Annotated in this window: 20 protein-coding genes; 17 read left to right on the forward strand and 3 right to left on the reverse strand. The window is 48.7% G+C overall.

The annotated features are described in order from the left end of the window. Positions 1–52 precede the first annotated feature (52 nt). Positions 53–1,339 carry a GTPase HflX gene (gene hflX / locus OCU14_RS06470; protein WP_261810309.1) on the reverse strand — a complete coding sequence of 429 codons (1,287 nt, stop codon included), beginning with the start codon at positions 1,337–1,339 and terminating at the stop codon, positions 53–55. Between the two features lie 183 nt (positions 1,340–1,522). On the opposite strand from hflX, the gene OCU14_RS06475 reads away from it, so the two are divergent. From OCU14_RS06475 to OCU14_RS06505, 7 genes are all read left to right on the forward strand, one after another. Continuing rightward, entirely contained in the window at positions 1,523–3,151 is a 1,629-nt protein-coding gene (locus OCU14_RS06475) for a peptide ABC transporter substrate-binding protein (RefSeq protein ID WP_261810310.1), read from the forward strand. 363 nt (positions 3,152–3,514) lie between these two features. Continuing rightward, positions 3,515–5,143, forward strand: a complete 1,629-nt coding sequence (locus OCU14_RS06480) for a peptide ABC transporter substrate-binding protein (RefSeq protein ID WP_261810311.1) — start codon at positions 3,515–3,517, stop codon at positions 5,141–5,143. Positions 5,144–5,336: 193 nt separating this feature from the next. After that, on the forward strand, positions 5,337–6,266 hold the full coding sequence (gene opp3b, locus OCU14_RS06485) for an oligopeptide ABC transporter permease (protein ID WP_125546968.1): 930 nt from the start codon (positions 5,337–5,339) through the stop codon (positions 6,264–6,266). A gap of 11 nt (positions 6,267–6,277) precedes the next feature. After that, a complete protein-coding gene (locus tag OCU14_RS06490) occupies positions 6,278–7,303 on the forward strand; it encodes an ABC transporter permease (protein ID WP_261810312.1) in 1,026 nt (341 codons plus the stop codon). 13 nt (positions 7,304–7,316) lie between these two features. Beyond that, positions 7,317–8,417, forward strand: a complete 1,101-nt coding sequence (locus tag OCU14_RS06495) for an ABC transporter ATP-binding protein (RefSeq protein ID WP_261810313.1) — start codon at positions 7,317–7,319, stop codon at positions 8,415–8,417. Continuing rightward, positions 8,417–9,376, forward strand: a complete 960-nt coding sequence (locus OCU14_RS06500; RefSeq protein WP_261810314.1) for an ABC transporter ATP-binding protein — start codon at positions 8,417–8,419, stop codon at positions 9,374–9,376. The genes OCU14_RS06495 and OCU14_RS06500 overlap by 1 nt, the downstream gene beginning before the upstream one ends. Before the next feature lie 232 nt (positions 9,377–9,608). Beyond that, positions 9,609–10,703, forward strand: a complete 1,095-nt coding sequence (locus OCU14_RS06505) for an NADH-dependent flavin oxidoreductase (protein ID WP_261810315.1) — start codon at positions 9,609–9,611, stop codon at positions 10,701–10,703. Between the two features lie 353 nt (positions 10,704–11,056). Here the strand turns inward: OCU14_RS06505 and OCU14_RS06510 are convergent, their stop codons facing one another. Beyond that, a complete protein-coding gene (locus tag OCU14_RS06510) occupies positions 11,057–11,716 on the reverse strand; it encodes a histidine phosphatase family protein (RefSeq protein ID WP_261810316.1) in 660 nt (219 codons plus the stop codon). Positions 11,717–11,758: 42 nt separating this feature from the next. Continuing rightward, positions 11,759–13,615: a cation:proton antiporter family protein gene (locus OCU14_RS06515; protein ID WP_261810317.1), complete on the reverse strand. Its 1,857-nt coding sequence runs from the start codon at positions 13,613–13,615 to the stop codon at positions 11,759–11,761. Positions 13,616–13,784: 169 nt separating this feature from the next. Between OCU14_RS06515 and helD the strand changes: the two genes are divergently transcribed. The 10 genes from helD (at position 13,785) to OCU14_RS06565 (ending at position 24,859) form a co-directional block, all read left to right on the forward strand. After that, positions 13,785–16,079, forward strand: a complete 2,295-nt coding sequence (helD, locus tag OCU14_RS06520) for an RNA polymerase recycling motor HelD (protein WP_261810318.1) — start codon at positions 13,785–13,787, stop codon at positions 16,077–16,079. A gap of 137 nt (positions 16,080–16,216) precedes the next feature. Then, a complete protein-coding gene (gene coaA, locus OCU14_RS06525) occupies positions 16,217–17,140 on the forward strand; it encodes a type I pantothenate kinase (protein WP_261810319.1) in 924 nt (307 codons plus the stop codon). Positions 17,141–17,151: 11 nt separating this feature from the next. Continuing rightward, positions 17,152–17,730 (forward strand): hypothetical protein, encoded by a 579-nt coding sequence (locus tag OCU14_RS06530; RefSeq protein WP_261810320.1) that lies wholly within the window; start codon positions 17,152–17,154, stop codon positions 17,728–17,730. Positions 17,731–17,826: 96 nt separating this feature from the next. After that, positions 17,827–19,368 (forward strand): glutamine-hydrolyzing GMP synthase, encoded by a 1,542-nt coding sequence (guaA, locus tag OCU14_RS06535; RefSeq protein WP_261810330.1) that lies wholly within the window; start codon positions 17,827–17,829, stop codon positions 19,366–19,368. Positions 19,369–20,130: 762 nt separating this feature from the next. After that, on the forward strand, positions 20,131–21,171 hold the full coding sequence (locus OCU14_RS06540; protein ID WP_261810321.1) for an NlpC/P60 family protein: 1,041 nt from the start codon (positions 20,131–20,133) through the stop codon (positions 21,169–21,171). Positions 21,172–21,369: 198 nt separating this feature from the next. After that, positions 21,370–22,299, forward strand: a complete 930-nt coding sequence (locus OCU14_RS06545) for a hypothetical protein (RefSeq protein ID WP_261810322.1) — start codon at positions 21,370–21,372, stop codon at positions 22,297–22,299. 146 nt (positions 22,300–22,445) lie between these two features. Next, complete coding sequence (locus tag OCU14_RS06550) at positions 22,446–22,886, forward strand: hypothetical protein (protein WP_261810323.1); 441 nt, start codon at positions 22,446–22,448, stop codon at positions 22,884–22,886. Positions 22,887–23,100: 214 nt separating this feature from the next. Continuing rightward, entirely contained in the window at positions 23,101–23,577 is a 477-nt protein-coding gene (locus OCU14_RS06555; protein WP_261810324.1) for a flavodoxin, read from the forward strand. A gap of 125 nt (positions 23,578–23,702) precedes the next feature. After that, a complete protein-coding gene (locus tag OCU14_RS06560; RefSeq protein WP_261810325.1) occupies positions 23,703–24,179 on the forward strand; it encodes a flavodoxin in 477 nt (158 codons plus the stop codon). Between the two features lie 170 nt (positions 24,180–24,349). Then, complete coding sequence (locus OCU14_RS06565; RefSeq protein ID WP_261810326.1) at positions 24,350–24,859, forward strand: hypothetical protein; 510 nt, start codon at positions 24,350–24,352, stop codon at positions 24,857–24,859. The last annotated feature ends 89 nt before the right edge of the window (positions 24,860–24,948 follow it).

Raw genomic sequence — 24,948 nt, forward strand, 5'->3', positions numbered from 1 at the left:
GAACAAGAAAAAAGCCATCCTAGCAAGTGCTAGGATGGCTCACAAAACGAATTTAGCTGTGTTCTTCGGTAACGACGAATTTCTTGAAACGGTCAAAGTCAGCCTGTTGGAGTTCGACCTTGATGGCTGTCCCATCCTCGACATAGTCCGTGCTCAAGACGTGGGCATGTTCGTTGAGGTAAGAGACCACTTCACCCTCAGAGAAGGGGATGAGGAAGTTAGCCGTGACGTAGTTGTGGAAGACTTTCTCCTTGATAGCTTGAACCAACAGGTCCAAGGAAGCATCATCCAACGCCGAGAGGACCAATTGGTCACCGGCCCGGGTTGGGTAGGTGGCTTCGGTCAGGTCGGCCTTGTTGAAGACGGTAATCATGGGCACGTCGGTCACGCCAATGTCCATTAAAGTCTTCTCAGTGGTGGCCATCATCGATTCCTTATTGGCGTCGGCGTAGTCGACAACCTGAATCAAGAGGTCGGCATTGGCAGCCTCGGCCAGCGTTGAGCGGAAGGCCTTGACCAGTTGGGTTGGCAACTGGCTGACGAATCCAACGGTATCGCTCAACAACATTTTCTTTTGATCGGGGAAGACCAGTTGCCGCACACTGGTATCCAGCGTTGCGAACAACATGTCCTTAACGAAGACCTGTTTGTCTTCGTTCTTCCCAAATTTACGAACTAGGGCATTCATCAACGTTGATTTGCCGGCGTTGGTGTAACCGACCAGGGCAACGGAAGGCAGTTGGTTGCGTTCTCGTTGTTGCCGCTGAGTCGCAGCGGCCTGGTTGATTTCCTTGAGTTCGTGGTTGACGTGGTTGATGGACCGTTGAATGGTCCGCCGACTCATTTCAGTCTGAGATTCACCGGAACCACGGTTGGTGAAACCACCGCCACCACCGCTACCAGTCTGTTGGTCCAGTCGTTGTGAGGCGCTGGTGTGTAGGCGAGGTAACTGGTATTGGAGCATGGCCAATTGCACCTGAAGCTTGGCTTCACGGGATTGGGCCCGGTTAGCGAAAATTTCGAGAATCAGGCCGGTCCGATCAATGATGCGGGCCTTGGTGCCATTCTCCAAGTTACGAATCTGACTTGGGGTCAGTTCGTCATTGACGATGATGACATTGACTTCGTCATCCGCCACAATCTCGGCCAATTCTTCAACTTTCCCAGTTCCGAAATAAGTTCCGGGATTTGGTTTGGTGAGTGATTGTTGAATCTCCTCAACCACTGTCATGTTGTTGGCCTCGACCAAGTTTTTAAGTTCCGTCATCGAGTAATCAAACGTGGCCTGACCAGCGTTTAATCCAATCGTAATAACGGGTGTTCGTGGGGTTTCTTCCATGAGATGACCTCCTCTTAAAGTCCTTGTGTTGAGTATAACATGCAGGGCAAAATCCGGTTGATTTTTTGCCAGTAAATTAAATTAATTAAAAAAACATGTTGATTCTCACCGTTTTATAATCTACAATGAATCCTGACGTTTACGTCGAGAGGAAATGAAAGATTGAGAGGGGTCGGAATTAGTATGAAGGCTAGGTCATTAATTACGTTAGGAGCCGTTGCCACACTCGCTGCAGTTTCATTAGCAGGTTGTGGGAACTCCTCGAGCAGTGCCAGCCAGGCCAAGGATCAAACCTTAACTTGGATGGAAAGTTCTACCTCACCCACCATGGATAACTCATTGGCAACCGATGTGGTTTCCGGTGAAACACTTAACAACACTGGTGAAGGTCTACTGAAGTTTGGGAAAAACAGTAGCACACACCCAGGTGTCGCTAAGAGCTATAGCAAGTCCAAGGATGGCAAGACGTATACGTTCAATCTCCGGAAGTCCAACTGGAGTAATGGGGACAAGGTTACCGCAAAAGATTTCGTTTATGGGTGGCAACGCACTGTCAACCCGAAGACGGGGTCACAATACGCCTACTTATACGCTGATGTCGCGAATGCCAACGCCATTATGAAGGGTAAGAAGGCTGTCTCGACCTTAGGAATTAAGGCTGAAGGGGATTACAAGGTTAAGGTTACCTTGACGCATCCCGTTAGTTACTTCCCAACGTTGGTTGCTCAGACAGCATTCTTCCCACAAAACCAAAGCGTCGTTGAAAAGTACGGTAAGAAGTACGCCACGACCGCTGCGGACAATGTCTACAACGGGGCATTTACGCTGAGTTACTGGACCGGGACTTCCGATAACTGGACCCTCTCTAAGAACAACAAGTACTGGGATGCTAAGCATGTGAAGTTACATAAGATTAAGTTTAACGCGGTTAAGGATCCGCAGACGGCACTGAGTCAATACCAGAGTGGTAAGCTCGACGCCATCTACTTGAGTGGTCAACAACCAAAGAACTACAAGCACGATAAGGAATACCATGCCCGGAACAGTTCACGAGTTTCTTACATCGAACTGAACCAACGTAAGGATAGCATGATGCAAAACGTCAAGGCTCGTCAGGCTCTGTCGCTTGTCTTGAACCGTAGCCAATTCGTCAACAAGGTTCTTGACGATGGCTCAAAGGTGGCTACTGGTATCGTTACCAGTGGGTTAGCTATCCGTAACGGCAAGGACTTCGCCCAACAAGGGACGATTCCAGCTGCTACTGAACACAACGTTGCTAAGGCGCAGAAGTTGTGGAAGGAAGCCTTGAAGGAAACGGGTCGCAAGAGTTATGACCTGACCTTAACGGCCGACGACACGCCTGAAGGTAAGAGCACGACCGAATACGTTCAGAGTCAATGGTCGAAGTTGTCTGGTTTGAAGGTCACGAATGCCAACATTCCTTACAAGACGCGTTTGTCACGTTCCGCTTCTGGGGACTTCCAAGCCGTTGTCACCCTTTGGGGGGCCGACTTCCCAGACCCAATCACCGACCTGTCACTGTTCACGTCTAACAACACTTACAACGATGGTCGTTGGAAGAACAGTCAATATGACAAGTTGATTGATGAAGCTACCACCAAGAACGCTAACAAGCCAGCCGCTCGTTGGCAGAACTTGATTGATGCCCAAAAGGTTCTTTTGAAGGACCAAGGGATCATTCCGGTTGCTCAAAGTGGGAAGCCACAATTGGTCAAGTCTAACGTCAAGGGTGTTATCTACTTCCCAGTAAGTTCTAACTGGGACTTCAGTAGAGCCTACATTAGCAAGTAAAAATTAAACAGGAAAGGTGGAAATCGGCGTGTTCGCTGATTCCCACCTTTTTGGTCCTCAGGATAATGAGGTGACGGTTTCAAATAGCGGTTGTTGCAGGGTCGACCGACTGGGTTAAATACTTAACCTATAATAGGAAGAAACTGATGAAAACGTTACCAAAAAGTTATCTGAATATGAGAGAAATGTGTAATTTAATTTTAATTTGCCATTTTAAAGCCTGTTATACCGGCATTTGCAAGTAATTCGTTAGTTTAAATTAATATTTGGCATTGATTTTAATCGTATTCTAATATACAATTGGAAACATCAAATTTGAGGCTATCAATTTATATCACAACTACACATAAAGGGGTTGGATTTATGAAAGTCAAATCGGCAGTCAAACTGGGGACGGTGGCTACTTTCGCCGCAGTAATCCTTGCGGCCTGTGGGTCATCGTCGAGCAGTTCAAGTGAAGCAAGTAAACAAACGTTAAACTGGATGGAAGCCTCTGCTTTACCATCTATGGATTCCGCCACCGCCACCGACGTCGTTTCGGGCGAAACGCTTAACAACACTGGTGAAGGTCTGTTACGGTTCGGTAAGAACAGTAGCGTTCATCCTGGGGTTGCCAAGAGTTACAAGGTTTCTAAAGACGGCAAAACCTACACCTTCAATTTACGTAAATCTAACTGGAGCAACGGGGACAAAGTTACCGCCAAGGATTTCGTTTATGCCTGGCAACGCACTGTGAACCCGAAGACAGCTTCCCAATACGCCTACATGTATGCGCCGGTTAAAAATGCCAATGAAATCATGACCAGTAAAAAAGCTGTTTCTAGCTTAGGGGTCAAAGCTGTTGGTGATTACAAGTTGGTTGTGACCTTAACGCAAGCGACGGATTACTTCCCATCCTTAGCCGCTAGCCCAATGTTCTTCCCACAGAACAAGACGGTCGTTCAGAAGTACGGTAAAAAGTACGCCACGAACGCTCAGGACAACGTTTACAACGGACCATTCAAGTTAACCTACTGGACTGGGACATCAGATAACTGGACGTTAAGTAAAAACAGTAAGTACTGGAATGCAAAGAATGTTAAACTAAAGAAGATCAACTTTAAGACGGTGAAGGATCCACAAACCTCTTTGAGTCAATACCAAAGCGGGAAACTGGATGCCACTTACTTGAGTGGTCAACAACCGAAGAACTACAAGCACGATAAACAATACGTTGAACGGAAGGGGGCTTCGACGTTCTACATTGAATTGAACCAACGGAAAGACAGTATGATGAAGAACAAGAAGGCCCGTCAAGCCTTATCATTGGCTATCAACCGGAAACAATTTGTGAACAAGGTCTTAGCCGATGGCTCCTCAGAAGCTAAGGGGTTGGTCTCAACTGGGTTGATGTCATACAAGGGTAAGGACTTCAACACCGCTTCCGCCGTTCCAGAAGCCACTTCCACTGATTTGACCAAAGCCAAAAAGCTTTGGAAAGAAGCCTTGAAGGAAACTGGTCGTTCAAGCTACGACTTAACGTTAACGGCTGACGATACGCCAGCTGCTAAGAACACCTTGGAATTCGTTCAAAGTCAATGGTCGAAGTTAGGCAACATCAAGGTTACCAACCAAAGTCTCCCATTCAAGACGCGGTTGAGCCGTTCCGAAAACGGTCAGTTCCAAGCCGTTGTTTCTGGCTGGGGTGCTGATTACCCAGATGCTATCTCCTTCCTGGAAATGTTCACCAAGACCAATTCCTACAACCGTGGGAAATGGGTCAATGCTTCATACGACAAGGATATTGCCGCTGCTGATGGCAAAGATGCCAACAATGAAGCTGCTCGTTGGACCGATTTGGTTGACGCACAGAAGACGTTATTGAAGGACCAAGGGATCATCCCACTGTACCAACAAGGGAAATCACAACTGGTCAAGTCTAACGTCAAGGGTGTTATCTACTTCCCAACCGGCGCTAACTGGGACTTCAGTAAAGCTTACATTGCCAAATAATTTCATTTAAATTAGTCATTACGTTATAGAACCAATCGTGATAGTTTCATCGGGGAGTAAGGATTAACGAGACTGTTAGTCCTTACTTTTCGATATTTAGCAATCATTTATCGTCTTGTTGTTTTCAACTAATTCTTGTTAAGCTTAACAACTTAACGGTAACGAATAAGTCTACTGATTGAGAGGTAAACAAATGGCAAAGTACCTAGCAAAGCGGATCTTTTATCTGATCCTGACCTTATTCATCGTTATTACCGTCACATTCTTCCTGATGAAGTTGTTACCAGGGACTCCCTTGACCAACCAAGCCAAGCTCTCACAGAGCCAAATTGCCTTAATCTACAAGCAATATGGTTTGGACAAGCCAGAATGGCAGCAATACCTGCTTTACTTAGCAGGGGCTGTCAAAGGGGACTTTGGAACGTCCTTCCAATTCAGCGATCAACCCGTATCCTACCTGCTTTCTAGTCGGATCGGACCATCCTTACAGATTGGGCTGCAAGCCATGGTTGTTGGGGTTGTTCTGGGAATCTTGGTCGGCGCCATCGGAGCTATGCGGCAAAACACTTGGGTTGATACGACCACTACGGTGGTGTCAATTCTGGGGATTTCAATTCCTTCCTTCGTTCTTGCGGTCTTACTCCAATACTACTTGGGGTTAAAGGCCCAGCTCTTCCCAATCGCCGAATGGGGTGGCTTCATCTACACGGTGCTCCCAACCCTGGCGTTAGGCGCGACACCGTTAGCCGAATCGGCGCGGTTCGTTCGAACGGAAATGGTTGACGTACTCAGTTCCGATTACATTGAACTGGCAAAAGCCAAAGGGCTCAGCCGGATGGGGGTTATCTACCACCATGCCTTACGAAACAGTCTGATTCCGCTAATTACCATTGTGGGGCCTTTAGCGGTTAACATCATGACCGGGTCCATGGTTGTGGAAAACATCTTCTCTATCCCTGGGATTGGGGAACAATTCGTCAAGTCCGTCTTGACCAATGACTACCCAACCATCATGGGCTTAACCATTATCTATTCATTCATGCTGTGTGTCGTCCTGTTGTTCACCGATATCCTTTACGGAATCGTTGACCCACGGATTCGACTCACGGGGAAAGCTAACTAGGAGGTAAATAAATGGCAGATACAGCAAAACTTCCAGCAGATAGCTTCAAGCCAATGTCGGCCGACGATCGGGCTGCGTTAGATAGCGAAAAGATCGCGGCGCCTTCACTGACATTTATGCAAGATGCCTGGCGTCGACTCAAGAAGAACAAGGGTGCTTGGGTATCCTTGATTCTCTTGGCGTTGATCTTCATCTTCGCTTTTGGCTCAGCCATCGTTTCACCACACGATCCGAACCAAGTTCATCCAGAGTATGCGAACTTGCCGTCTAAGATTCCTGGCATCGGCATTAACGGCTTTAATGGGACGCTGGTTCAGGCTGGCCAACGGATCGACGCTTACAAGCAGGCCGGAGCTACTGGTGCTCACTACTTGATGGGGACCGACTACTTAGGTCGTGACCTGCTCTCCCGGGTACTCTACGGGACGCGGATTTCTCTAATTATTGCCTTAGTGGCAACGTTGTTTGACCTGACCATCGGGGTAACCTACGGGATCTTCTCCGGTTGGAAGGGTGGCCGCGTGGATACCTTCATGCAACGGATTATTGAAATTATCCTGTCCATCCCTAACCTGGTGGTTATCGTCTTGTTAATCCTGATCTTAAAGCCTGGGATGCTGTCGATTATCATCGCAATTGCGTTGACGTCATGGACCAACATGGCCCGACTCGTCCGAGCGCAAACGTTGGAGATTAAGGAACAAGAATACATCTTGGCGGCACGAACCTTGGGGGAGAGTTCCCTAAAGATTGCCTTCAAGCACCTGTTGCCAAATCTCTCGAGTGTCATTATCATCAACACGATGTTCACCATTCCAAGTGCCATCTTCTTCGAAGCAACCTTGTCCTACATTGGGATCGGGATTTCTTCGCCACAGGCTTCCCTCGGGACCCTGTTGAACGATGGGCAAAAGAACTTCCAGTTCTTGCCTTACCAGATGTGGTGGCCAGCCTTGGTCCTATGTATCATCATGTTAGCCTTTAACCTTCTGGGTGACGGGTTACGCGATGCATTCGACCCACGCACGAAAGAGTAGGTGAAATAACGTCATGGATAACGAAAACAACATTTTAGAGGTTCGTAACTTACAAGTGAACTTTAAGACCTATGCCGGTGACGTTAAGGCTATTCGTAACGTGAGCTTTGATTTACGGAAAGGGGAAACTCTCGCTATCGTGGGGGAATCCGGTTCCGGTAAGTCCGTTACCACACGGACGATCATGGGCTTGAACGCCAGCAACGCCGACATTGCCAGCGGTAGCATTATGTACAAGGATCAAGACTTACTCAAGAAGAGTGAGAAGGAAATGGAAGGGATTCGGGGGCAAGATATTGCCGAAATCTTCCAAGACCCGATGACCTCACTTGACCCAACGATGAAGATTGGCCGGCAGATCGCCGAACCCCTCATGGTTCACAAGGGGATGAAAAAGGATAAGGCCTGGGCGCAAGCTCTGGAAATGATGAAGCTGGTTGGGATCACCGATGCCGAAAGCCGAATCAACGATTATCCTCACCAATTCTCTGGTGGGATGCGGCAACGGATTGTGATTGCGATTGCTTTAATCAACTATCCAGAAATTCTGATTGCCGATGAACCCACGACCGCTTTGGACGTGACGATTCAGGCTCAGATTCTGAACTTGATGAAGGAATTACAAGACAAGATTTCGACGTCAATCATCTTCATCACCCATGACCTTGGGGTTGTGGCGGGGATGGCTGACCGGGTCGCCGTCATGTACGCGGGTAAAATCGTGGAATACGGGACCGTTGATGAAATCTTCTACAACCCAAAGCACCCATACACGTGGGGCTTACTGAGCTCGATGCCAACGTTGGACTCCAGTGGTGATGAGTTGCCTTCCATTCCAGGAACGCCACCCGATCTGTTGGATCCACCAACTGGGGATGCCTTTGCGGCTCGTAACGCGTATGCGTTGAAGATCGATACGGAACAGGAACCACCATTCTTCAAGGTTTCTGATACCCACTATGCCGCAACTTGGCTGCTCCATCCGGATGCCCCTAAAGTGACGCCACCCGCTCAGATTGTGGAACGGCAGGAGAAGTACGCGAAGATGCAACAGGCCTTGGCTCAAGCAAAGCAAACGACCGGGCCAGTTGAAGAAGAGGAGGAACAGCAATAATGGACTACGAAAATGCCGAAAAAATCCTCGAGGTCAAGCACCTCAAGCAGTACTTCAACGTGGGTAAGTCCGACGAAGTTCACGCGGTTGATGACATTTCCTTCGACATCTACAAGGGCGAGACCTTTGGACTTGTTGGAGAATCCGGTTCTGGTAAGACCACGACTGGACGCGCGATCATTCACCTGTACGAACCCACGTCCGGTGAGATTTTATTTGACGGGAAGAACGTTGATTCCTTTACCAGTAAGCAGGAGAAACGCGACTTCCGCCAAGAGATGCAGATGATTTTCCAAGATCCCTATGCGTCTCTGAATCCACGGATGAAGGTCAAGGACATTGTCGCCGAAGGCATTGATATTAATCATCTTGCCAAAGACGATGATGACCGGACCAAGCAGGTCGAGGACTTGTTGGAAACCGTTGGATTGAACAAGGACCACTCCAGTCGTTACCCGCACGAATTTTCTGGTGGGCAACGTCAACGGATCGGGATTGCCCGGGCCTTGGCCGTGAGACCAAAGTTTGTCATTGCCGATGAACCGATCTCCGCTTTGGATGTGTCGATTCAGGCCCAAGTGGTTAACCTGATGAAGAAGCTCCAACGTGAACAGGGCTTAACGTACCTGTTCATCGCCCATGACTTGTCCATGGTGAAGTACATCTCCGATCGCATTGGGGTTATGCACTATGGCCGGATGTTAGAGATCGCCGATTCCGACGAAATCTATGCCCACCCTCTGCATGATTACACCAAGAGTCTCTTGTCAGCTGTTCCCGTACCGGACCCCGAGTTCGAACGGGCACGCCAAGAGATTGCCTACGATGGGGGCCAAGAAAATGACGGCAAAGAACGTCACTTGGTTGAAATCGCACCACGTCACTGGGTCCGTGCGGCCGATGACGAGATCGACATGTACACCCAACGGGCACATGAGGCGTCGTTGATTCACGATTAAAGATAGCGTGTGCTAGCAGGCGGCTAGTCGTTGAGCATTAGTTGCTTACCAGGTTTAAGCGGAGTCTATTGCCTGCTAGCACACGTTTCAGCATTATAAATGCCAAGAACACCAAGAGTGGTGACGACTGTCACCGACTCTTGGTGCTTTTTTGTGAACCGAATGTTTTTACTGTCGCGCTGGTTTCGGTACAATGGGATCAAGAACTTCAAAAAATTAAGGAGGACTTCGCATGACAGAGTATTCGGAAAAGTTACCTTTACGATCGGGTGTGACGTTGAAGAACCGACTGATGATGTCGCCGATGACGACCCGTCAGAGCTTCTTTGATGGCCAGGTTACGCGGGATGAAATCGCCTATTACCAGGAACGGTCGCAGGGACTAGGTGCCGTGATCACCGGGGCAGCTAACGTTCAGGCAGGTGGCAAGGGCTGGCCCGGTGAGTTGAGCGTGGCCAGCGATGACATGATCCCTCAACTTCATGACTTGGCCAGTGCCATCCAGGGTCAAGGAGCCAAGGCCATCTTGCAGATCTTCCATGCCGGCCGGATGACTTCTCGAGCAACCTTATCCGGGGAACAACCCGTCTCGGCCAGCGCGGTGGCTGCCGAACGGCCAGAGGCGGAGACGCCACGAGAACTGACGGATGCTGAAATCGAAAGTATCATTCGTGACTTTGGTGAGGCGACGAAGCGGGCCATCGTGGCCGGTTTCGATGGGGTTGAGCTTCATGGGGCCAATACCTATCTGCTCCAGCAGTTCTTCTCACCACATTCCAACCGGCGGACTGACAAATGGGGTGGCGATCGGACGCAACGCGCAGCCTTCGTTCGCCGCGTGATTGAGAGTACCTTTGCGGCAGTTAAGGAGACGGCGGACCGGCCCTTCCTCGTCGGTTATCGCCTCTCTCCGGAAGAATTCGAAACACCGGGAATCCGGTTCGATGACACGCTATATCTCCTGACACAATTGCAGGAGTTCCCATTGGATTACATTCACGTCTCCCTCGGCAATTATGACCGGGTCGCTAGAGGAACCGACTATCAGGATAAATCAATGATGGCCTACATGTATGAGGCTTTAAATGGTCAAATCCCATTGGTCGGTGTCGGCGGGGTCCGCACCCGGCAGGACGTCGCTAATGTCCTCCAGGAGGCCGACTTGGTTGCGGTAGGGCAACAGCTCCTGTTTGACCCGAAGTGGGCCGTCAAGCTCGCTTTACACCAGGATAAGCAGATGGTGACAGCGGACTTCGGCAGCCTGGTCATGACCGGAGACTTTACGTTACCACTGCGGGACTTCTTGGAACGGCGATATAACAAGTGAAAGTACGCAATATTGTGTTAATTATTAGAACCCCATAAAAATAGCCTCATTCCAATCAAATGGAATGAGGCTATTTCAGTTATTCTGAAAGATTTAACTAAATGATACTGAGTGATCAACTTTAGCCGGAGGAGGCCAGGGATGGAGCCGGCCGTGGAGGTGGCGTTAGACCGAGTGGATTTCTCGGTCTTACACCACGGGCGACTTTGAAGACCCGCGTCTTTGGCGGGGCTTCAAATCGAGCGAGAAGCCTGGTTTCCAGGCTGAAGCGTCCCCACAGCAGGCGTAATCCCTGGCAGCCGCAGGCGGCCAGTTTCAACTCAGTTTCAACTCAATTTCAATACAGTTTAGACCTAAGCAATCGGTCCTTCAGTATTGTTGTAGTCATCGACGCGATACTCGCCATCGGTCACGGTCAACTTGGTAATGCTCCCATTGGCCACGGGAACCGAGACATCGACGTCGGAGAACTTGGACACAATACTCCGAATAGTCGTACTGTGCGTGGCGATTAGGACGCGGTCACCGTCACTAGCAGTGGCCACGACATGGTCCAAACCAGGTTGCAACCGAGCCCAGTATTCTTGGTTGTCTTCGGCATCACCATAAGGATCGTTGGCCTTGAAGAGGTCTTTGGTCTTCTCAATGGTGAGGCTGGCAATCATTTGATTAAAGTCATCGAGACCCATCGGACTGCCCAACGTGTGCCAGGTGAAGCTGGTGTCGAGTCCTTCGAAGAAGCCGAAGTTCTCTTCCCGAAAAGCTGGCATAATGGTTGGCTGGTCGAGGGCGCTGACATTGCGTGCCAGGATCTCCTTGGCCGTGTTGCTAGCTCGGGTGGTGTCACTAGCGTAGGCTGCCGCGAAGGGGACCTTAGCCAGTCGTTTACCGGCGTTTTGGGCATCCGCGATACCTTTTTCCGTGAGTGGGGAGTCGGACCATCCTTGGATGCGATTGTATTTGTTCAGATAGGTTTGGCCGTGACGGACCAAATAGATTTCAACTGTCGCCATGTCATCTCTCCTTTAAACTTAGTTACTTTTATTTTAGCAGTTCTAATTGAGAATGCCTAGTTCGCGCCGAATTTCACGAGCCGTCTCGGGACTACTGGTGAAGATGATCCGGTCGTTAAATTTCAAGGTTGTCGCCCCAGTTGGTCGAACGAAATGACCATTTCTGAAGATCTGACTGATGGTGATATTCCCGACAAATGGCAAGCTACGGATAGCCTGATTGGTATAACGACGGTTGCGCAGGGCAACTTCGTAGACAGCCGAAGTGGAAGACGTCAACAGGCGCAGGGTCGTTGGGGCTTCGATCAGGCTTCGTAGCATGGCAATGTTGACGTTTGGTGTGTTGTAGACTTCAATGCCCAGTTCCTTGAGTTCGTCTTCCCGTTCATCGAGGACGTTACGGTCTTCGAAACGAACAATGACGCGGTTGACGCCGTAAGATTTAGCGGATTTAGCCAACTCATAATTCTTGGTGGCATTGAGGTGGCCTAAGACCACAATGTCTGCGTCGAAGACGTCTTGGTCCTCGACGTATTGCGTCTCCAGCGAATCCAACAGGTGGACGTTGACCTCGGAGTTGTAGGTCTTGAAGTTTGTTTCCTTGTTGGTGTACATCGTGATGTCGTAGCGGTCCTGAGTTAACTGTTGCGCTACGGGCACGGTGAGGAGGTTGGTGCCGATGAAGTGCACTGTGGACTTCTTCAGGTCCTCGGCTTCAGCGGTGTAGCCGGTGTTAAACAACAGGGGCCCCAAGACACAGGTCAAGATGGCAGCCAGTAAGAAGGCACCAGACTGTTGGGTGGTGACGACCTTCATGGTTTTCGCCACCTGTAAGACGGCCAGGACCATCGTGATAGTAGCACTGTTGATGGCCATCCCGGCAAAGGCATTGCCCCGTTTGAAACGCAGACGTAGGCAGAAGTAGACGCCCACCTTGGCTAAGAGATAGGCCGCGAAGAAGGCGGGAATCAATAGGAGTGTCGCTGGTGAAGCCAGCAACGTCCGTAGGTTCAGGCCGGCCCCACTCATCATGAAAAAGATCGGAATGAAGAACCCGTAGCCGATCCCATCCAAACGAGTCCGCGTGTCTTCTTGCGGTTGTAAGAGCTTCATGACAATTCCGGCCACGAAGGCCCCGAGAATTCCCTCAGCCCCCACGGACTCGGCAATGACCACCATGCTGAAAATCAGGAAGAACGCCAGCCGGATATCCAGTTGGGTGGTGGACTTGTTGATGCTCTCAAAGAAGCTAAAGAACGGCTTGAAGCGCCGGAAAAGTACCCCAGCCGCCAGGAAGACCAGTAGGAGAAGCCACAGAGACTTCCCACTCTTGCCAAAGATTGAGGCGTAGATGGTCAGGGCGAATAGGGGGATGATTTCCCCGAGGGCCGCGATTAACAGCACGGTTTGACCAAAGGGCTTGCTGAGGAGTTCCTTTTCCTTGAGTGTCGCGATGACGATCCCTAGTGAAATGGTCATGAAGATAATGGCAGCGAGCCAAGGATCCTTGAACAATCCGGTCCATCGGCAAATGAAGCCCAGCAATAGGGCACTGACGGCGATCGCTGCGTAACTACTGATGGCGATGAAGACCGGCGAGTACTTCGGCGCATTGCCGGCTACCTTAGCTGCTAGGGGGGTCTGCGGACGTTTTCGGCGGTTGAAGAGACTGAAATCAATCTCCATCCCACTTAAAAACATCAGGAAGATGACCCCGGTGTTGGACAGTAAATTTAGTGTTGAATTGGCATGCACGACGTTTAGAATGCTGGGCCCCAGTAGGATACCGACAAGAATTTCAACGACGGCCGTTGGTAAGACGGTGAGCTTGAATTTGGCCATCACTAAGGGGGTAACTAAAGCGGCAGTTAAAATAATTAATAGAGAAACTTGATCCATTGTTTCACCTCCGAAAAATATCCCCTCAAGTATACCAAAGATAGAGGAAACTAACTGACTTAAAGCAATCACATTCCTTTCTTTATAAGGAGAAGACGTGTAGAATGGTAAGTCGAATTATTAAGCGTTTCACATACAGTTTGTCCGGTTAATTCGAGGAGGGATTGGCTTGCCAGATTCAATTAAGGCCCAAGAGCAGAAGCATTTAGACGCAGTCATCGCGAAGATTAAGGTCGCTGAGACTGCCGCCAAGAAACGGATTGATTCCGCGGAGGGTGATGAAGCCGGTATCCGGAAAAACTTCGTCAATGACTTGCGAATCAAGACCGACAGTTATGAAGGATTATTGGAAACGGCGCTGTCCGTGCGGCAACAGCAACAGTTACTGGCGGAACGTCAGAACAGTTGGCAACATGCCACGACGGAACTCAGTACCCTGAAACGGTTGGAGGATAAGTCTTACTTTGCCCGCATCGATTTTCAAGAAGGGCCAACCGCTAAGCCTGAAACCATTTATATTGGGCTGGGGTCATTCTCAGATACCCCGGATCACTTTCTGGTGTACGATTGGCGGGCCCCGATCTCCAGCATTTATTATGATGGGGAACTAGGGAACGTTAGCTATCAGACGCCCGATGGTGAACAGACCGTGGACGTCCAGTTAAAACGACAATTCCAGATAGAGGATGGCACGATCGTTACCCTTTATGATACGGACCAAACGGTGACCGACCAGATGTTATTGTCGGCACTGAGTGAACACTCCGATACTAAGATGAAGAGTATCGTGACCACGATTCAAAAGGAACAAAACCGAATTATCCGGGATACCCATTCGGACCTCCTCTTCGTTCAGGGGGCCGCGGGTTCCGGGAAGACGGCGGCGATTCTCCAACGGGTGGCTTATCTGCTGTACCGGTATCGGGGACATCTGAATGCCGGACAGGTGATGCTCTTTTCACCCAATCAACTCTTTAATGACTATATTGACCAGGTGCTGCCCGAATTAGGGGAACACAACATGGTCCAAATGACTTACTACCAGTACGCTGGTCGGCGGTTGCCTAAGATTGAGGTCGAAACCTTGGCCCAACGGTTCGGTGAGGTCAATACCCCCGTTCAGAATCGAATCAGTCGGTTGAAGGGAAGCCTGACCTTCTTCGACGCCGTGACTAACTACGCCGATCACCTGGAGGGCCGCGACATGGTCTTCCGCAACATCAAGTTCAAGGACAAGGTGTTCATCGACAAGGAAAAGATTGAAGAAATTTACTATGGCTTTAACCGAAACTATCACCTGGCCAACCGATTAAAGGCGACCAAGGAAGCCCTGATCCGAATTCTGAATCGGCGGATTTCCAGTGAGATGCGGACCAAGTGGGTGGAAGAAACCATTGAGGACCTCGACCGTGAACAGTTGAACGCTCTCTATGGGGATGACCCCCGGGAGTTCGAATCCGCCGACAAGGAATTTCAATTCTTAGCTCGGAAAGTGGTCATGACGGCCTTCGATCCGATTCGTAAGGCCATCGTGCGCGCCCGGTTCCTAAGTATCAACAATCAATACGTGCACATGCTACGGGACATGCCGAACCGCATTGACCTCAATGACTTCCACATCACCGCCGCCGATTGGCAGGCCAGTGTGGATGAAACCATTGAGAAGTTAAAGGAACGGCACATGCAGCTGGTCGATACCACGCCATACCTGTACCTCTACGATAAGATGACGGGTAAGGAAGGCGAGCGGAACATGCGCTACGTCTTCTTGGATGAAATTCAAGACTACAATGCCTTTCAACTGGCCTTCCTGAAGTTCAGTTTCCCCCGGGCACGTTTCACGATGCTGGGAGACTTGAACCAAGCGATCTTCACCAAGGAAAATAGTCGGACGCTCCTACAGGAGTTGAGTACCATGTTCGATCCCGATAAGACGAAGGTCATTCAGTTGACCCAGTCGTATCGGTCGACCCAACAGGTGACCGATTTCACCAAGCACATCCTGAAGAACGGGGAGGCTGTGACGGCCTTTGACCGTGAGGGTGAGTTGCCAACGGTGACGGTGGCGCGTGACGAGGCCGATGGGATTGCCAAGGTGATTGCTCAGGTTCAACGAAACAATGCCGAGGACGAGACCACGGCCATTATCGGCAAGGATCTCGAAGACTGTCGGCGATTGAGCGAGGAACTCAAGGCTCAGGACGTGGCGGTGACGCTGATTCAGTCCGAAAACCAACGTTTGGCACCCGGCGTTATCGTGGTGCCATCCTTCCTGGCTAAGGGACTCGAATTTGATGCGGTTATTGTTTGGCAAGCCTCGGCGAGTCGCTATGCGGCCGAGGATGAACGGCAATTGCTTTACACGATCTGTTCGCGAGCCATGCACCGGCTCAGTCTGATTGCGGTGGCAGAGCCTTCACCATTGTTGGCTGGAATTCCGGAAGATGAATACGAAACGATTTAAGGATGAAGAGTCGTGCCAACGGGTGCGACTCTTTTGTTATTTTCAAGGTGGTTAGCGGCGTAGGCGAAACGAGGCAAATCAGGTAAAGTTGCGGTATAATATGACTAATTATTTCAGAGCAAGGTTGAGGTGTTATTATGAGTGACCCCATTAATTACAATGCGTTTTCGCGCGAGGAGTGGCAAGGCTTTGCCGACCGCGCGACGTTACCCCTGACGCCCGAGAGTCTGCGGCAAATCAAGGCCTTTAATGACCGGATTTCACTACAAGATGTTCAGGATGTCTACATTCCGTTGGTCCACCTGTTGCGCCTGCAGGTTGAACATTACCGGCAGTTACAACGTGACAAGGCGACCTTTCTGCAGCAGCCCGCTCATCGAATTCCCTTTATTATCGGAATTGCCGGGAGTGTGGCGGTGGGGAAGAGTACCGCGGCGCGCCTGTTAGAGGTGTTGCTCAATCACTACTTCACCGACCAGCGCATCCAACTGATCACGACCGACGGATTTCTCTATCCCAACGAGGAACTGAAAAAGCGGGATCTGATGAGTCGCAAGGGGTTCCCCGAGAGTTACGATATGGCCGGGTTGATTCACTTCTTAAATGCCGTAAAGTCAGGGGCGCCATTGGTGAAGTCGCCGGTGTATTCCCACAAGGTTTACGACATCGTGCCCGATCAGTTTGACTATATCGAACATCCGGATATCCTGATTGTGGAGGGAATTAACACCCTGCAATTACCGACCAATGAACAGATTTATGTTAGCGATTTTACTGACTTTTCCATTTACGTCGATGCCGATTCAGACTTGATTGAGGACTGGTTCTTGGAACGGTTCCAGCTGTTATTGGAAACAGCTTTCCAGGACCCGTCGAACTATTACTACCCTTATGCGACGGGCGACCGTGACGTGGCCTTGGCAAAGGCGCGACAGGTCTGGCATGACATTGATTTGAAGAATCTTGAAGAGTATATTCTCCCTACGCGTAATCGGGCGGATATGATTATTCATAAGACGGTGGGTCATCGGATTGACCGGTTGCTCCTGCGAAAGTATTAGGGGGTGACGCCATGTTACGAGCGGCAACGATTGTCGATGCCGATGCGGTGGCGATCTTGGTGTTACACGAATTAGAGCGGCGGCACCTCCGCCGGCTGAGGCGACTGACCAAGGAACAGCTGTCACAGTTGCTATTTGTCGGCTACCATCAGGAAAACTTCCGTTATGGTTATCCTCAGGCACGTGTCTACCAGAACCAGGGCGTTGCGGTCGGAGTAGCCTATGGTTATCCCGCCGCAGTGGAACCGACCCTGGATAATCAGTGGGCGGCGTTGTTTGAACGGTTGCAGGTAGCGTCGCCACAACAGTTAGTGGTGACACCCCGCGCGTTGCCGGATGAATGGTATTTGGACCTGTTGACAGTACGGTCACGTTCGGCCAATAAGACCTATCAACAGTGGTGGTTTGACGAGTGGTTGATGGCCGACGCCCTGCGACGGGCCCGCCAGAGTGGCGCGCGAGTCGTGGGGATGGATGTGCGGCCCGGCAGTCGCAATGCTCAGTTGGCCGCGGAATTTGGCTTTCTGGTGAGTGCCTATCGTCGGCTCGACCGCCAACCTTATGTCCATTTGCGTTATCGGCTTAACTAGTTGGGTTAGTTTTGCATTGACCCGGGTTTCAGAAATCTGTATGATATAAGCAATGTTTAAAAAGAAGAAAGGGTGAATGGCTTGGCAAACGTTGATATGTCAAAATTTGACAAAATCATCGTCCTAGACTTTGGTAGTCAGTATAATCAATTGATCACACGCCGGATTCGTGACATGGGCGTGTACTCCGAACTCAAGGCGCACACCATGAGCGCCGCCGAAATCAAAGCTTGGGGACCCAAGGGGATTATCTTCTCCGGGGGACCAAACAGTGTGTACGACAGCAGTGCCTTTAATGTTGACCCGGAGATCTTCGAATTGGGTATTCCAATTCTAGGGATCTGTTATGGGATGCAACTGATGGCGCACAGCCTGACCGGTGGGAAGGTGGAGTCCGCCGACAACCGTGAATACGGTCGTGCGGATATCACCGTTCTCAGCGACAATGCAAAGTTGTTCAAAGACACACCCAAGCAACAGACGGTGTGGATGAGCCATGGTGACCTGGTCACCCAGGTCCCAGACGGGTTCGAACGAGTGGCTACGAGCGAAAATTGCCCGATCTCGGCCATGCAAGACGTTGCCCGCAACTTCTACGGGATTCAATTCCACGCGGAAGTTCGGAATACGGAATTCGGGAATGATATCCTGAAGCACTTTGCCTTTGACGTCTGTGGTGCAAAATCTAACTGGTCAATGGATGACTTCATTGACCTGCAAATCGAACATATCCGTGAAACGGTGGGCGACAAGCGCGTCCTCCTCGGATTGTCCGGTGGGGTGGACTCCTCCGTTGTTGGGGTCCTCCTGCACAAGGCCATTGGCACGCAGCTGACCAGTATCTTCGTCGACCACGGCTTGCTCCGTAAGGGCGAAGCCGAACAGGTCATGGCGAGTCTGGAAGGTAAGTTTGGGTTGAACATCGTTAAGGTGGACGCCCAAGACCGCTTCCTCAGTAAGCTGGCTGGTGTTACCGAACCCGAAAAGAAACGGAAGATCATCGGGAATGAGTTTATCCAAGTCTTCAATGACGAAGCCCAGAAGCTCGATGGGATTGACTTCTTGGCCCAAGGCACCCTGTATACCGATGTGATTGAAAGCGGGACTGATACGGCGCAAACCATCAAGTCGCACCATAACGTCGGTGGGTTGCCAGAAGACATGCACTTCCAGTTAATCGAACCCCTACGTTCATTGTTTAAAGATGAAGCTCGCGAGTTGGGTGAAAAATTGGGGATGCCAAGCGACCTCGTTTGGCGTCAACCATTCCCAGGTCCTGGTTTAGGGATTCGGGTCCTTGGTGAAATCACGCCAGAAAAGTTACAAATCGTTCGCGATAGTGACTTAATTCTCCGTGAGGAAATCAAGAAGGCTGGCCTCGACCGTGATATCTGGCAATACTTTACGGTCTTGCCAAACATCAAGAGTGTCGGTGTCATGGGTGACGGCCGGACCTACGACTATGCCGTAGGAATCCGGGCCGTAACGTCGATCGATGGGATGACGGCGGACTTCGCTCGTATTCCATGGGACGTTCTGCAGGAGATTTCCGTGCGGATCGTTAACGAAGTGGATCACGTGAACCGCATCCTTTACGATGTCACGAGTAAGCCGCCTTCGACTATTGAATGGGAATAATTCCCATGGCTAAATTGAGTGGAAATTGTCGATAAAGTGACAGTTACTAAGTCCACTCTTAGTCGAATTTAACTTAAAATCAGCGAGCTTCTTACCGTAACTTGGTGAATGAGAACTGAAGAAGGACCATTACTAGTCGAAAGATTCGCTAGTAGTGGTCCTTTTATTTTGTCTCATTGTTTGAAATTTGACAGGCATGTTAAAATTAATTTACTTAAATAAATTTAATTGCTACCCTCACAAATTAATTTTCAGAATTTTACAAGTCTGTTTTTTATTGTGGCGTCGCGGTAAGCTAGCTTTAACCAATTTGGTTGAGGCTAGCTTATTTTTTTAGGGGTGACTGAGTGTGGAAAAGGCAGTAAACCCATTGTTAGCAGATTACAACTGTTTGGGAATCATTTATTGAAGGGGGATGAGGCAATAACTGTGGATAACGCCATCTTACGGGGAGGCGTGCTATTCTTTACCGTCACTGCAAGGTTCCGGTGTACTGACAATTCATTCTGAAAAAGCCGTAACAATAGGGTTCTTCCTGAGTATCCCTATTGTTTCAAATCCTATGCAGCGTTACAATAATAAACGGTAAAACCATCACTCTGGTGGATTATCCGTCCGTTAAATGATTTAAGGATTATGAAGGTAGCAGCTTACATAAACGTTTGAAATTATGGTCGTTGTCGATGACCTGAAAACCATGCCTTCAGACCTTAAGTTATGTATTAGGGGTTCACTAAATAGATTCACAAAGGGGAGAACAAAATGAAGAAACAATGGCTATCCACATTACTTGTCATTGCGGGTCTAACTAGCGTTGGACTCACCACGACCTCCGCACAAGCGCAGGCCAGTTACTACACCACTAATCCTGGTATTATCAAGGTTAAGAAGACGGTCACCTACTACAAGGATGCCGCCAAGAAGCATAAGGCGGCGAAGTTCCACAAGGGGGACTTCGTTAAGATTTCTAAGGTGGTTGTGGTCGAAGGTCATAATCCGATGTTGAAGACCAACAAGGGCATCTACGTTTCCGCCAACAAGGCCTACGTTGCAAAGACGAAGGGTTATCAAAACCCCAAGAAGTATTATCAAGTTAATTACAATCAGATCAAGCCTTACGGTAAGGTTGGGTATACGGTTAAGCGTGGTTACGAAGGGATTAAGACCTGGAAAATCATGCGTCGTTTACACACCTCAAATGGGTACAACAAGTACAACTCAACGACATATTATGCTGTCAAGAATTTCCAGCATAAGCATCATCTGAAGGCCACGGGGAATGTTGACGAAAAGACCTGGGTCAAGCTGGGCTTTTCTAAATCCAGCTGGAAGAGCATTGATTCTTACGTGGCGCCATTAGGGGCTCACGCTTGGAACGGCCGCTCAGCTCATATCGAGGCCATGATCAAACAAGCTTACAAGTATAAGGGTAATCCTTATCTGGTAGGGTCTTCCTCGAAGCCAAACTATGGGACCGACTGTTCTGGCCTTGTCATGCAGGCACTGTATGCCGGTGGTATCAACACCAAGCCAATCAGTTCTATCCATCATGCTTACCCCGGTAACGAATGGAATTCGCGTAACCTGTGGGCTAGCAAGAAGTTCCAACACGTGGCTTACCGTCACAAGAAGCGTGGGGATTTGGTCTTCTATTACGAACCTGGGACTCGGACGATTTGGCACGTTGCTATTTACTTAGGTAAGGGTAAGGTCATCGAAAGCTGGCCACCACGGATTATGGTCCAACCTATCAAGAACGGCCAACGCTCTGACGTTGCGGGAATCGCTCGCGTTTTCCATTAATCTTTAAATAGTTTAACAGATACAATGAATGACTCTTGGTCAACAGATGTTGATGAAGGGAACCTGGAGAGGGCCAATTTAACTTTTTGAATTGGGCCTCTTTTTCTATGTCAATTTTGGAGATAGTAGGCGGTTTGAGCTGCCTACCACCTCCAAATTATCTCATGAAATCAAATTTATGTTAGGGAGAGTTTAACTATGAACCGTTATATTAAACGCTTAATGGGCGTCGCATTGTTAGGAACAGCAATTTTATCATTGGCAGCTTGTGGAAAATCAGGTGCCAACCAAGTTAATTCAAAGGAAATCACCTTTCTCAAGGATGCGCAGTCCTCAAATCAACGAATTTGGTATTTTGCCAGTAACGATGATAGCCAAAATCGGGAATTAAGTAAGACTACAAAAATTAGGACGATATTCGTCACCAAGAATGGGAAGGTGACGGCCTATACGCCTAAGGGGACTGGGATGGCGTTTAAAGATATCAACAAGAAGTCAGATTCACAGATCATCTCAAATTTAAAAAAGGCGGATAAGGCTAGCTTTGATGAGTTCGTGAGTGGCGATCACTCATTGGTAACCAGTCAGCTTCAGGAGGCCCAAAAAAGTCTGAAGGATGCCAAGGAACTTCTGAAAACGCACACGGAAAGACGTAAGCATGATATCGGTTTAGACAAGTCCGTACTGGAAGAAGACAAGGAAGACATCGATTCAAATGAAAAGACGGTCTCGTATTACCAAACGGTTCTTAAAAATCTAAAGTCAAAGGAACCTAAGTATAAAGCACCGTTTGCTAGTGACTTGCGAGCTGAGGTGACCACCGATAGTTCAGGTAATAAAGTTGGTTCAGAACGGCTCATCTATTCTGCACGCAGTTATCAGCCAGTAGACACGTTAGTAACCGATGAATACAAAACAAATTATCCCGAGTATAAGATGGCAACGAGTAATATTCCGTTGCAAGGGACTTATTATGCCCCTGCCCATATCTTTGATGACATGTATACGGGGTACACGGGTGTCACGGATGACAAAGATTTCTATTTTTTGACTAAGACGACTAATAAGCATGTTAAGGTTCAATTCGATAAAACTAAGACTAAGAATGTTAAAGTGACGGATTACTAAATGTTTTAATTAGTGCGATCGCATTTACATCTGTTTCATAAAGGACCTTCCTCATCAAATATCGAGTAAAATATTGGTAAAGCTTTTTAAAGGTGAAAAATGCTAAATAATTACGATATTGTTTGTAAAAGCTATGGAGGCAAAGAATGACAGAATGTGAAAGAAAAACATATGGATGTATTTTACGAGAACTTGAGAAAGCTGATAACGATACCCGCAGTTCTAAAACCATGTTCTTAGAATATGAAGAGGGACAAGAGGATAAAAAAATTATCAGAGAAGGTTTAAAAAACAAGCGTCGTGATTGGTTGGTACTTGCTGATATTTATAATAACGGTGAGCAAAATCAAAAATTTCATCTCAAAACGTATATTGAATTTAAGCTTAATAACGGGTACTCAGAGGGTGATAAGCTTTACGACGGATGGATTCGTAATGCTGCACTGTACTTTTATATCCGTGAAGAATTCTACGGGGATGATGTAACTTTTGCATTCGAAAGAGCTAAGAAATTTTATGAGGGCCCAAATCCCGGTAAAGTTAACCAAGTAATAGGACTACATAATCTTTCCGCAGATGACGCATGATCAAGGTATTGGTTTATGTTATATAGTTTAGTGTTTGAAGAGCTTTTTATTTAACAGGGGCTGAGGGCAGAAGATTTTTAAGCATGCGTGTGAGCTGTACTCAAGTTAGAAATCTTCTAAATTATTCCAACAATTATAAAAAGGATCCCCCCAGAACTGTCTAAGTGGTGTATAACTAAGATAGAGGTTTGAAAACATACCGGAGGGATTACTAATGGGACAATCTATTGTATTGTACTTTTCAAATACGGGGCACACGCAGGCCATTGCGGAAAGAATCGCGGCCGCGACGGGTTCTGAACTCGTCGGTGTCCAAGCTAAAGTGCCCTACACACCGGCCGACCTCGATTGGGAGGACCAGACGAGTCGGAGCTACCAAGAGATGCACGCGGGTAAGATTCGGCCAGCCATTGAGCCAATTGATCCAGAAAAAATTGCGTCGGCAACGACCGTTTTTCTAGGATTTCCACTTTGGTGGTCGGCGGCACCGAGGACCATTGACACGTTGCTAGACAATGTCGACCTGAAGGGAAAGGATGTTCATCCTTTCTGTACTTCTGGGACGACACCGATTGCTGAGGCCATCACCAAGCTACGGGAGAACTATCCAGATATTCGGTGGCATTCCGGGCGTCGGTTCGCAAGTAGCTTGACGCGAGATGAGATTCAGGACTGGGCTAAGGAAGATTAGAATTTGGTAGGACTTCGGTGAATCATGCCGAGGTCCTTTTTTTCCCGAAAGAGATCAGTTGACCTATTGGTACTCTAAGGGTGTATAACTAAGTTGTAGGTTGAAATGAACAGGAGGAATTACTAATGGGACAATCAGTTGTGTTGTATTTATCAAATACCGGTCATACGCAAGCTGTTGCAGAGAAGATTGCTGCAACTACTGGGGCTAAATTAATGGCAATTAAGCCACAGCAAACGTACACCGCGGCCGACTTAGACTGGAACGACCATGACAGTCGGAGCTACCATGAGATGCACGGTGGCCGTGTTCGGCCAGCCATCGCGCCAGTCGATAGTGCCACGGTAAGTCAGGCAGCCACGGTTTATTTAGGTTTCCCTCTGTGGTGGGCAACCGCACCACGGCCGATCGATACGCTTTTGGATAGTGTGGACCTGTCAGGCAAGAAGGTTTTGCCATTCTGTACATCCGGGTCATCAGCGATTGATGAGGCCATTCGTCAACTCCGGGTCGACTATCCAGCTGTTAACTGGCAGGATGGTCAGCGATTCACGAGTACCGTGACGGCTGAAGAGATTCAGGAGTGGTCCAGCAAGGCTTAATGGAAAATAGTTAGGACATAGGCTTATCAATTGAGATAGGTCTATGTTTTTTAGTTAGCGCCTTATCTTAGCCAGTGGACCGCGGGATATTAATGCCGATGGAGACATAAATTAGCCATTCTGTTGACGATACTAGATAAGTTTGGTACTGTTCAGGTGAGGTGATCGGCGTGGAACTACAAATTAGAATTGCTTATGAGACTGCGGAAATGTTAGAACAGCTCAAAGCGATCTATCAAAAACAAAGTGATATTAACTTCACCAAAGGAGAAGTCTTGTCGAAGGCAATCATGGCCACTTATGATCAGTGGGGGGAGACCGAGTGGGACAAGGTCCTCGGTTTGCCCGTTAAGATTGACCAGAGCGATGAGGTTTCAGCCGGGGCATTGCGGCCTAAGTTTCAAATCTCCAATGATATCGAGGCCAAAATTACCGAACTAAAAGAGAACATTCGACTTGGCGTTGGCGCTAATTTTGTCAAGAATGGGGCGGCCGTCAAGTTTGTCTTGCGATTGGCACTCTATACAATGCAGAACGACCGTGTCGTATCAGTAGAATCGGTAATCTCTGACACGCTGGACCACTTTGTCAAAACGGCAAAGAGCTCAGAAACGAAGACGACTTTGCAAAAATTTGCGGCCGAAGTCGTGAATCAATTAGAACTGAATGATCTACTTTAACGGAACCCATCTTGAAGTGCCCTACAATTGTTAGACAGATAAATCTAACGATTGTGGGGTTTTCTTATGTCCAAATATAGTAGTCAATT

The sequence above is a fragment of the Levilactobacillus humaensis genome (genome assembly GCF_024345185.1).
Taxonomy (GTDB): domain Bacteria; phylum Bacillota; class Bacilli; order Lactobacillales; family Lactobacillaceae; genus Levilactobacillus; species Levilactobacillus humaensis.

Excerpts from the sequence above, each read along its gene's own strand:
- hflX (WP_261810309.1), bottom strand. The coding sequence starts at position 1,339 with ATGGAAGAAACCCCACGAACACCCGTTATTACGATTGGATTAAACGCT.
- OCU14_RS06475 (WP_261810310.1), top strand. The coding sequence starts at position 1,523 with ATGAAGGCTAGGTCATTAATTACGTTAGGAGCCGTTGCCACACTCGCT.
- OCU14_RS06480 (WP_261810311.1), top strand. The coding sequence starts at position 3,515 with ATGAAAGTCAAATCGGCAGTCAAACTGGGGACGGTGGCTACTTTCGCC.
- opp3b (WP_125546968.1), top strand. The coding sequence starts at position 5,337 with ATGGCAAAGTACCTAGCAAAGCGGATCTTTTATCTGATCCTGACCTTA.
- OCU14_RS06490 (WP_261810312.1), top strand. The coding sequence starts at position 6,278 with ATGGCAGATACAGCAAAACTTCCAGCAGATAGCTTCAAGCCAATGTCG.
- OCU14_RS06495 (WP_261810313.1), top strand. The coding sequence starts at position 7,317 with ATGGATAACGAAAACAACATTTTAGAGGTTCGTAACTTACAAGTGAAC.
- OCU14_RS06500 (WP_261810314.1), top strand. The coding sequence starts at position 8,417 with ATGGACTACGAAAATGCCGAAAAAATCCTCGAGGTCAAGCACCTCAAG.
- OCU14_RS06505 (WP_261810315.1), top strand. The coding sequence starts at position 9,609 with ATGACAGAGTATTCGGAAAAGTTACCTTTACGATCGGGTGTGACGTTG.
- OCU14_RS06510 (WP_261810316.1), bottom strand. The coding sequence starts at position 11,716 with ATGGCGACAGTTGAAATCTATTTGGTCCGTCACGGCCAAACCTATCTG.
- OCU14_RS06515 (WP_261810317.1), bottom strand. The coding sequence starts at position 13,615 with ATGGATCAAGTTTCTCTATTAATTATTTTAACTGCCGCTTTAGTTACC.
- coaA (WP_261810319.1), top strand. The coding sequence starts at position 16,217 with ATGAGTGACCCCATTAATTACAATGCGTTTTCGCGCGAGGAGTGGCAA.
- OCU14_RS06530 (WP_261810320.1), top strand. The coding sequence starts at position 17,152 with ATGTTACGAGCGGCAACGATTGTCGATGCCGATGCGGTGGCGATCTTG.
- guaA (WP_261810330.1), top strand. The coding sequence starts at position 17,827 with ATGTCAAAATTTGACAAAATCATCGTCCTAGACTTTGGTAGTCAGTAT.
- OCU14_RS06540 (WP_261810321.1), top strand. The coding sequence starts at position 20,131 with ATGAAGAAACAATGGCTATCCACATTACTTGTCATTGCGGGTCTAACT.
- OCU14_RS06545 (WP_261810322.1), top strand. The coding sequence starts at position 21,370 with ATGAACCGTTATATTAAACGCTTAATGGGCGTCGCATTGTTAGGAACA.
- OCU14_RS06550 (WP_261810323.1), top strand. The coding sequence starts at position 22,446 with ATGACAGAATGTGAAAGAAAAACATATGGATGTATTTTACGAGAACTT.
- OCU14_RS06555 (WP_261810324.1), top strand. The coding sequence starts at position 23,101 with ATGGGACAATCTATTGTATTGTACTTTTCAAATACGGGGCACACGCAG.
- OCU14_RS06560 (WP_261810325.1), top strand. The coding sequence starts at position 23,703 with ATGGGACAATCAGTTGTGTTGTATTTATCAAATACCGGTCATACGCAA.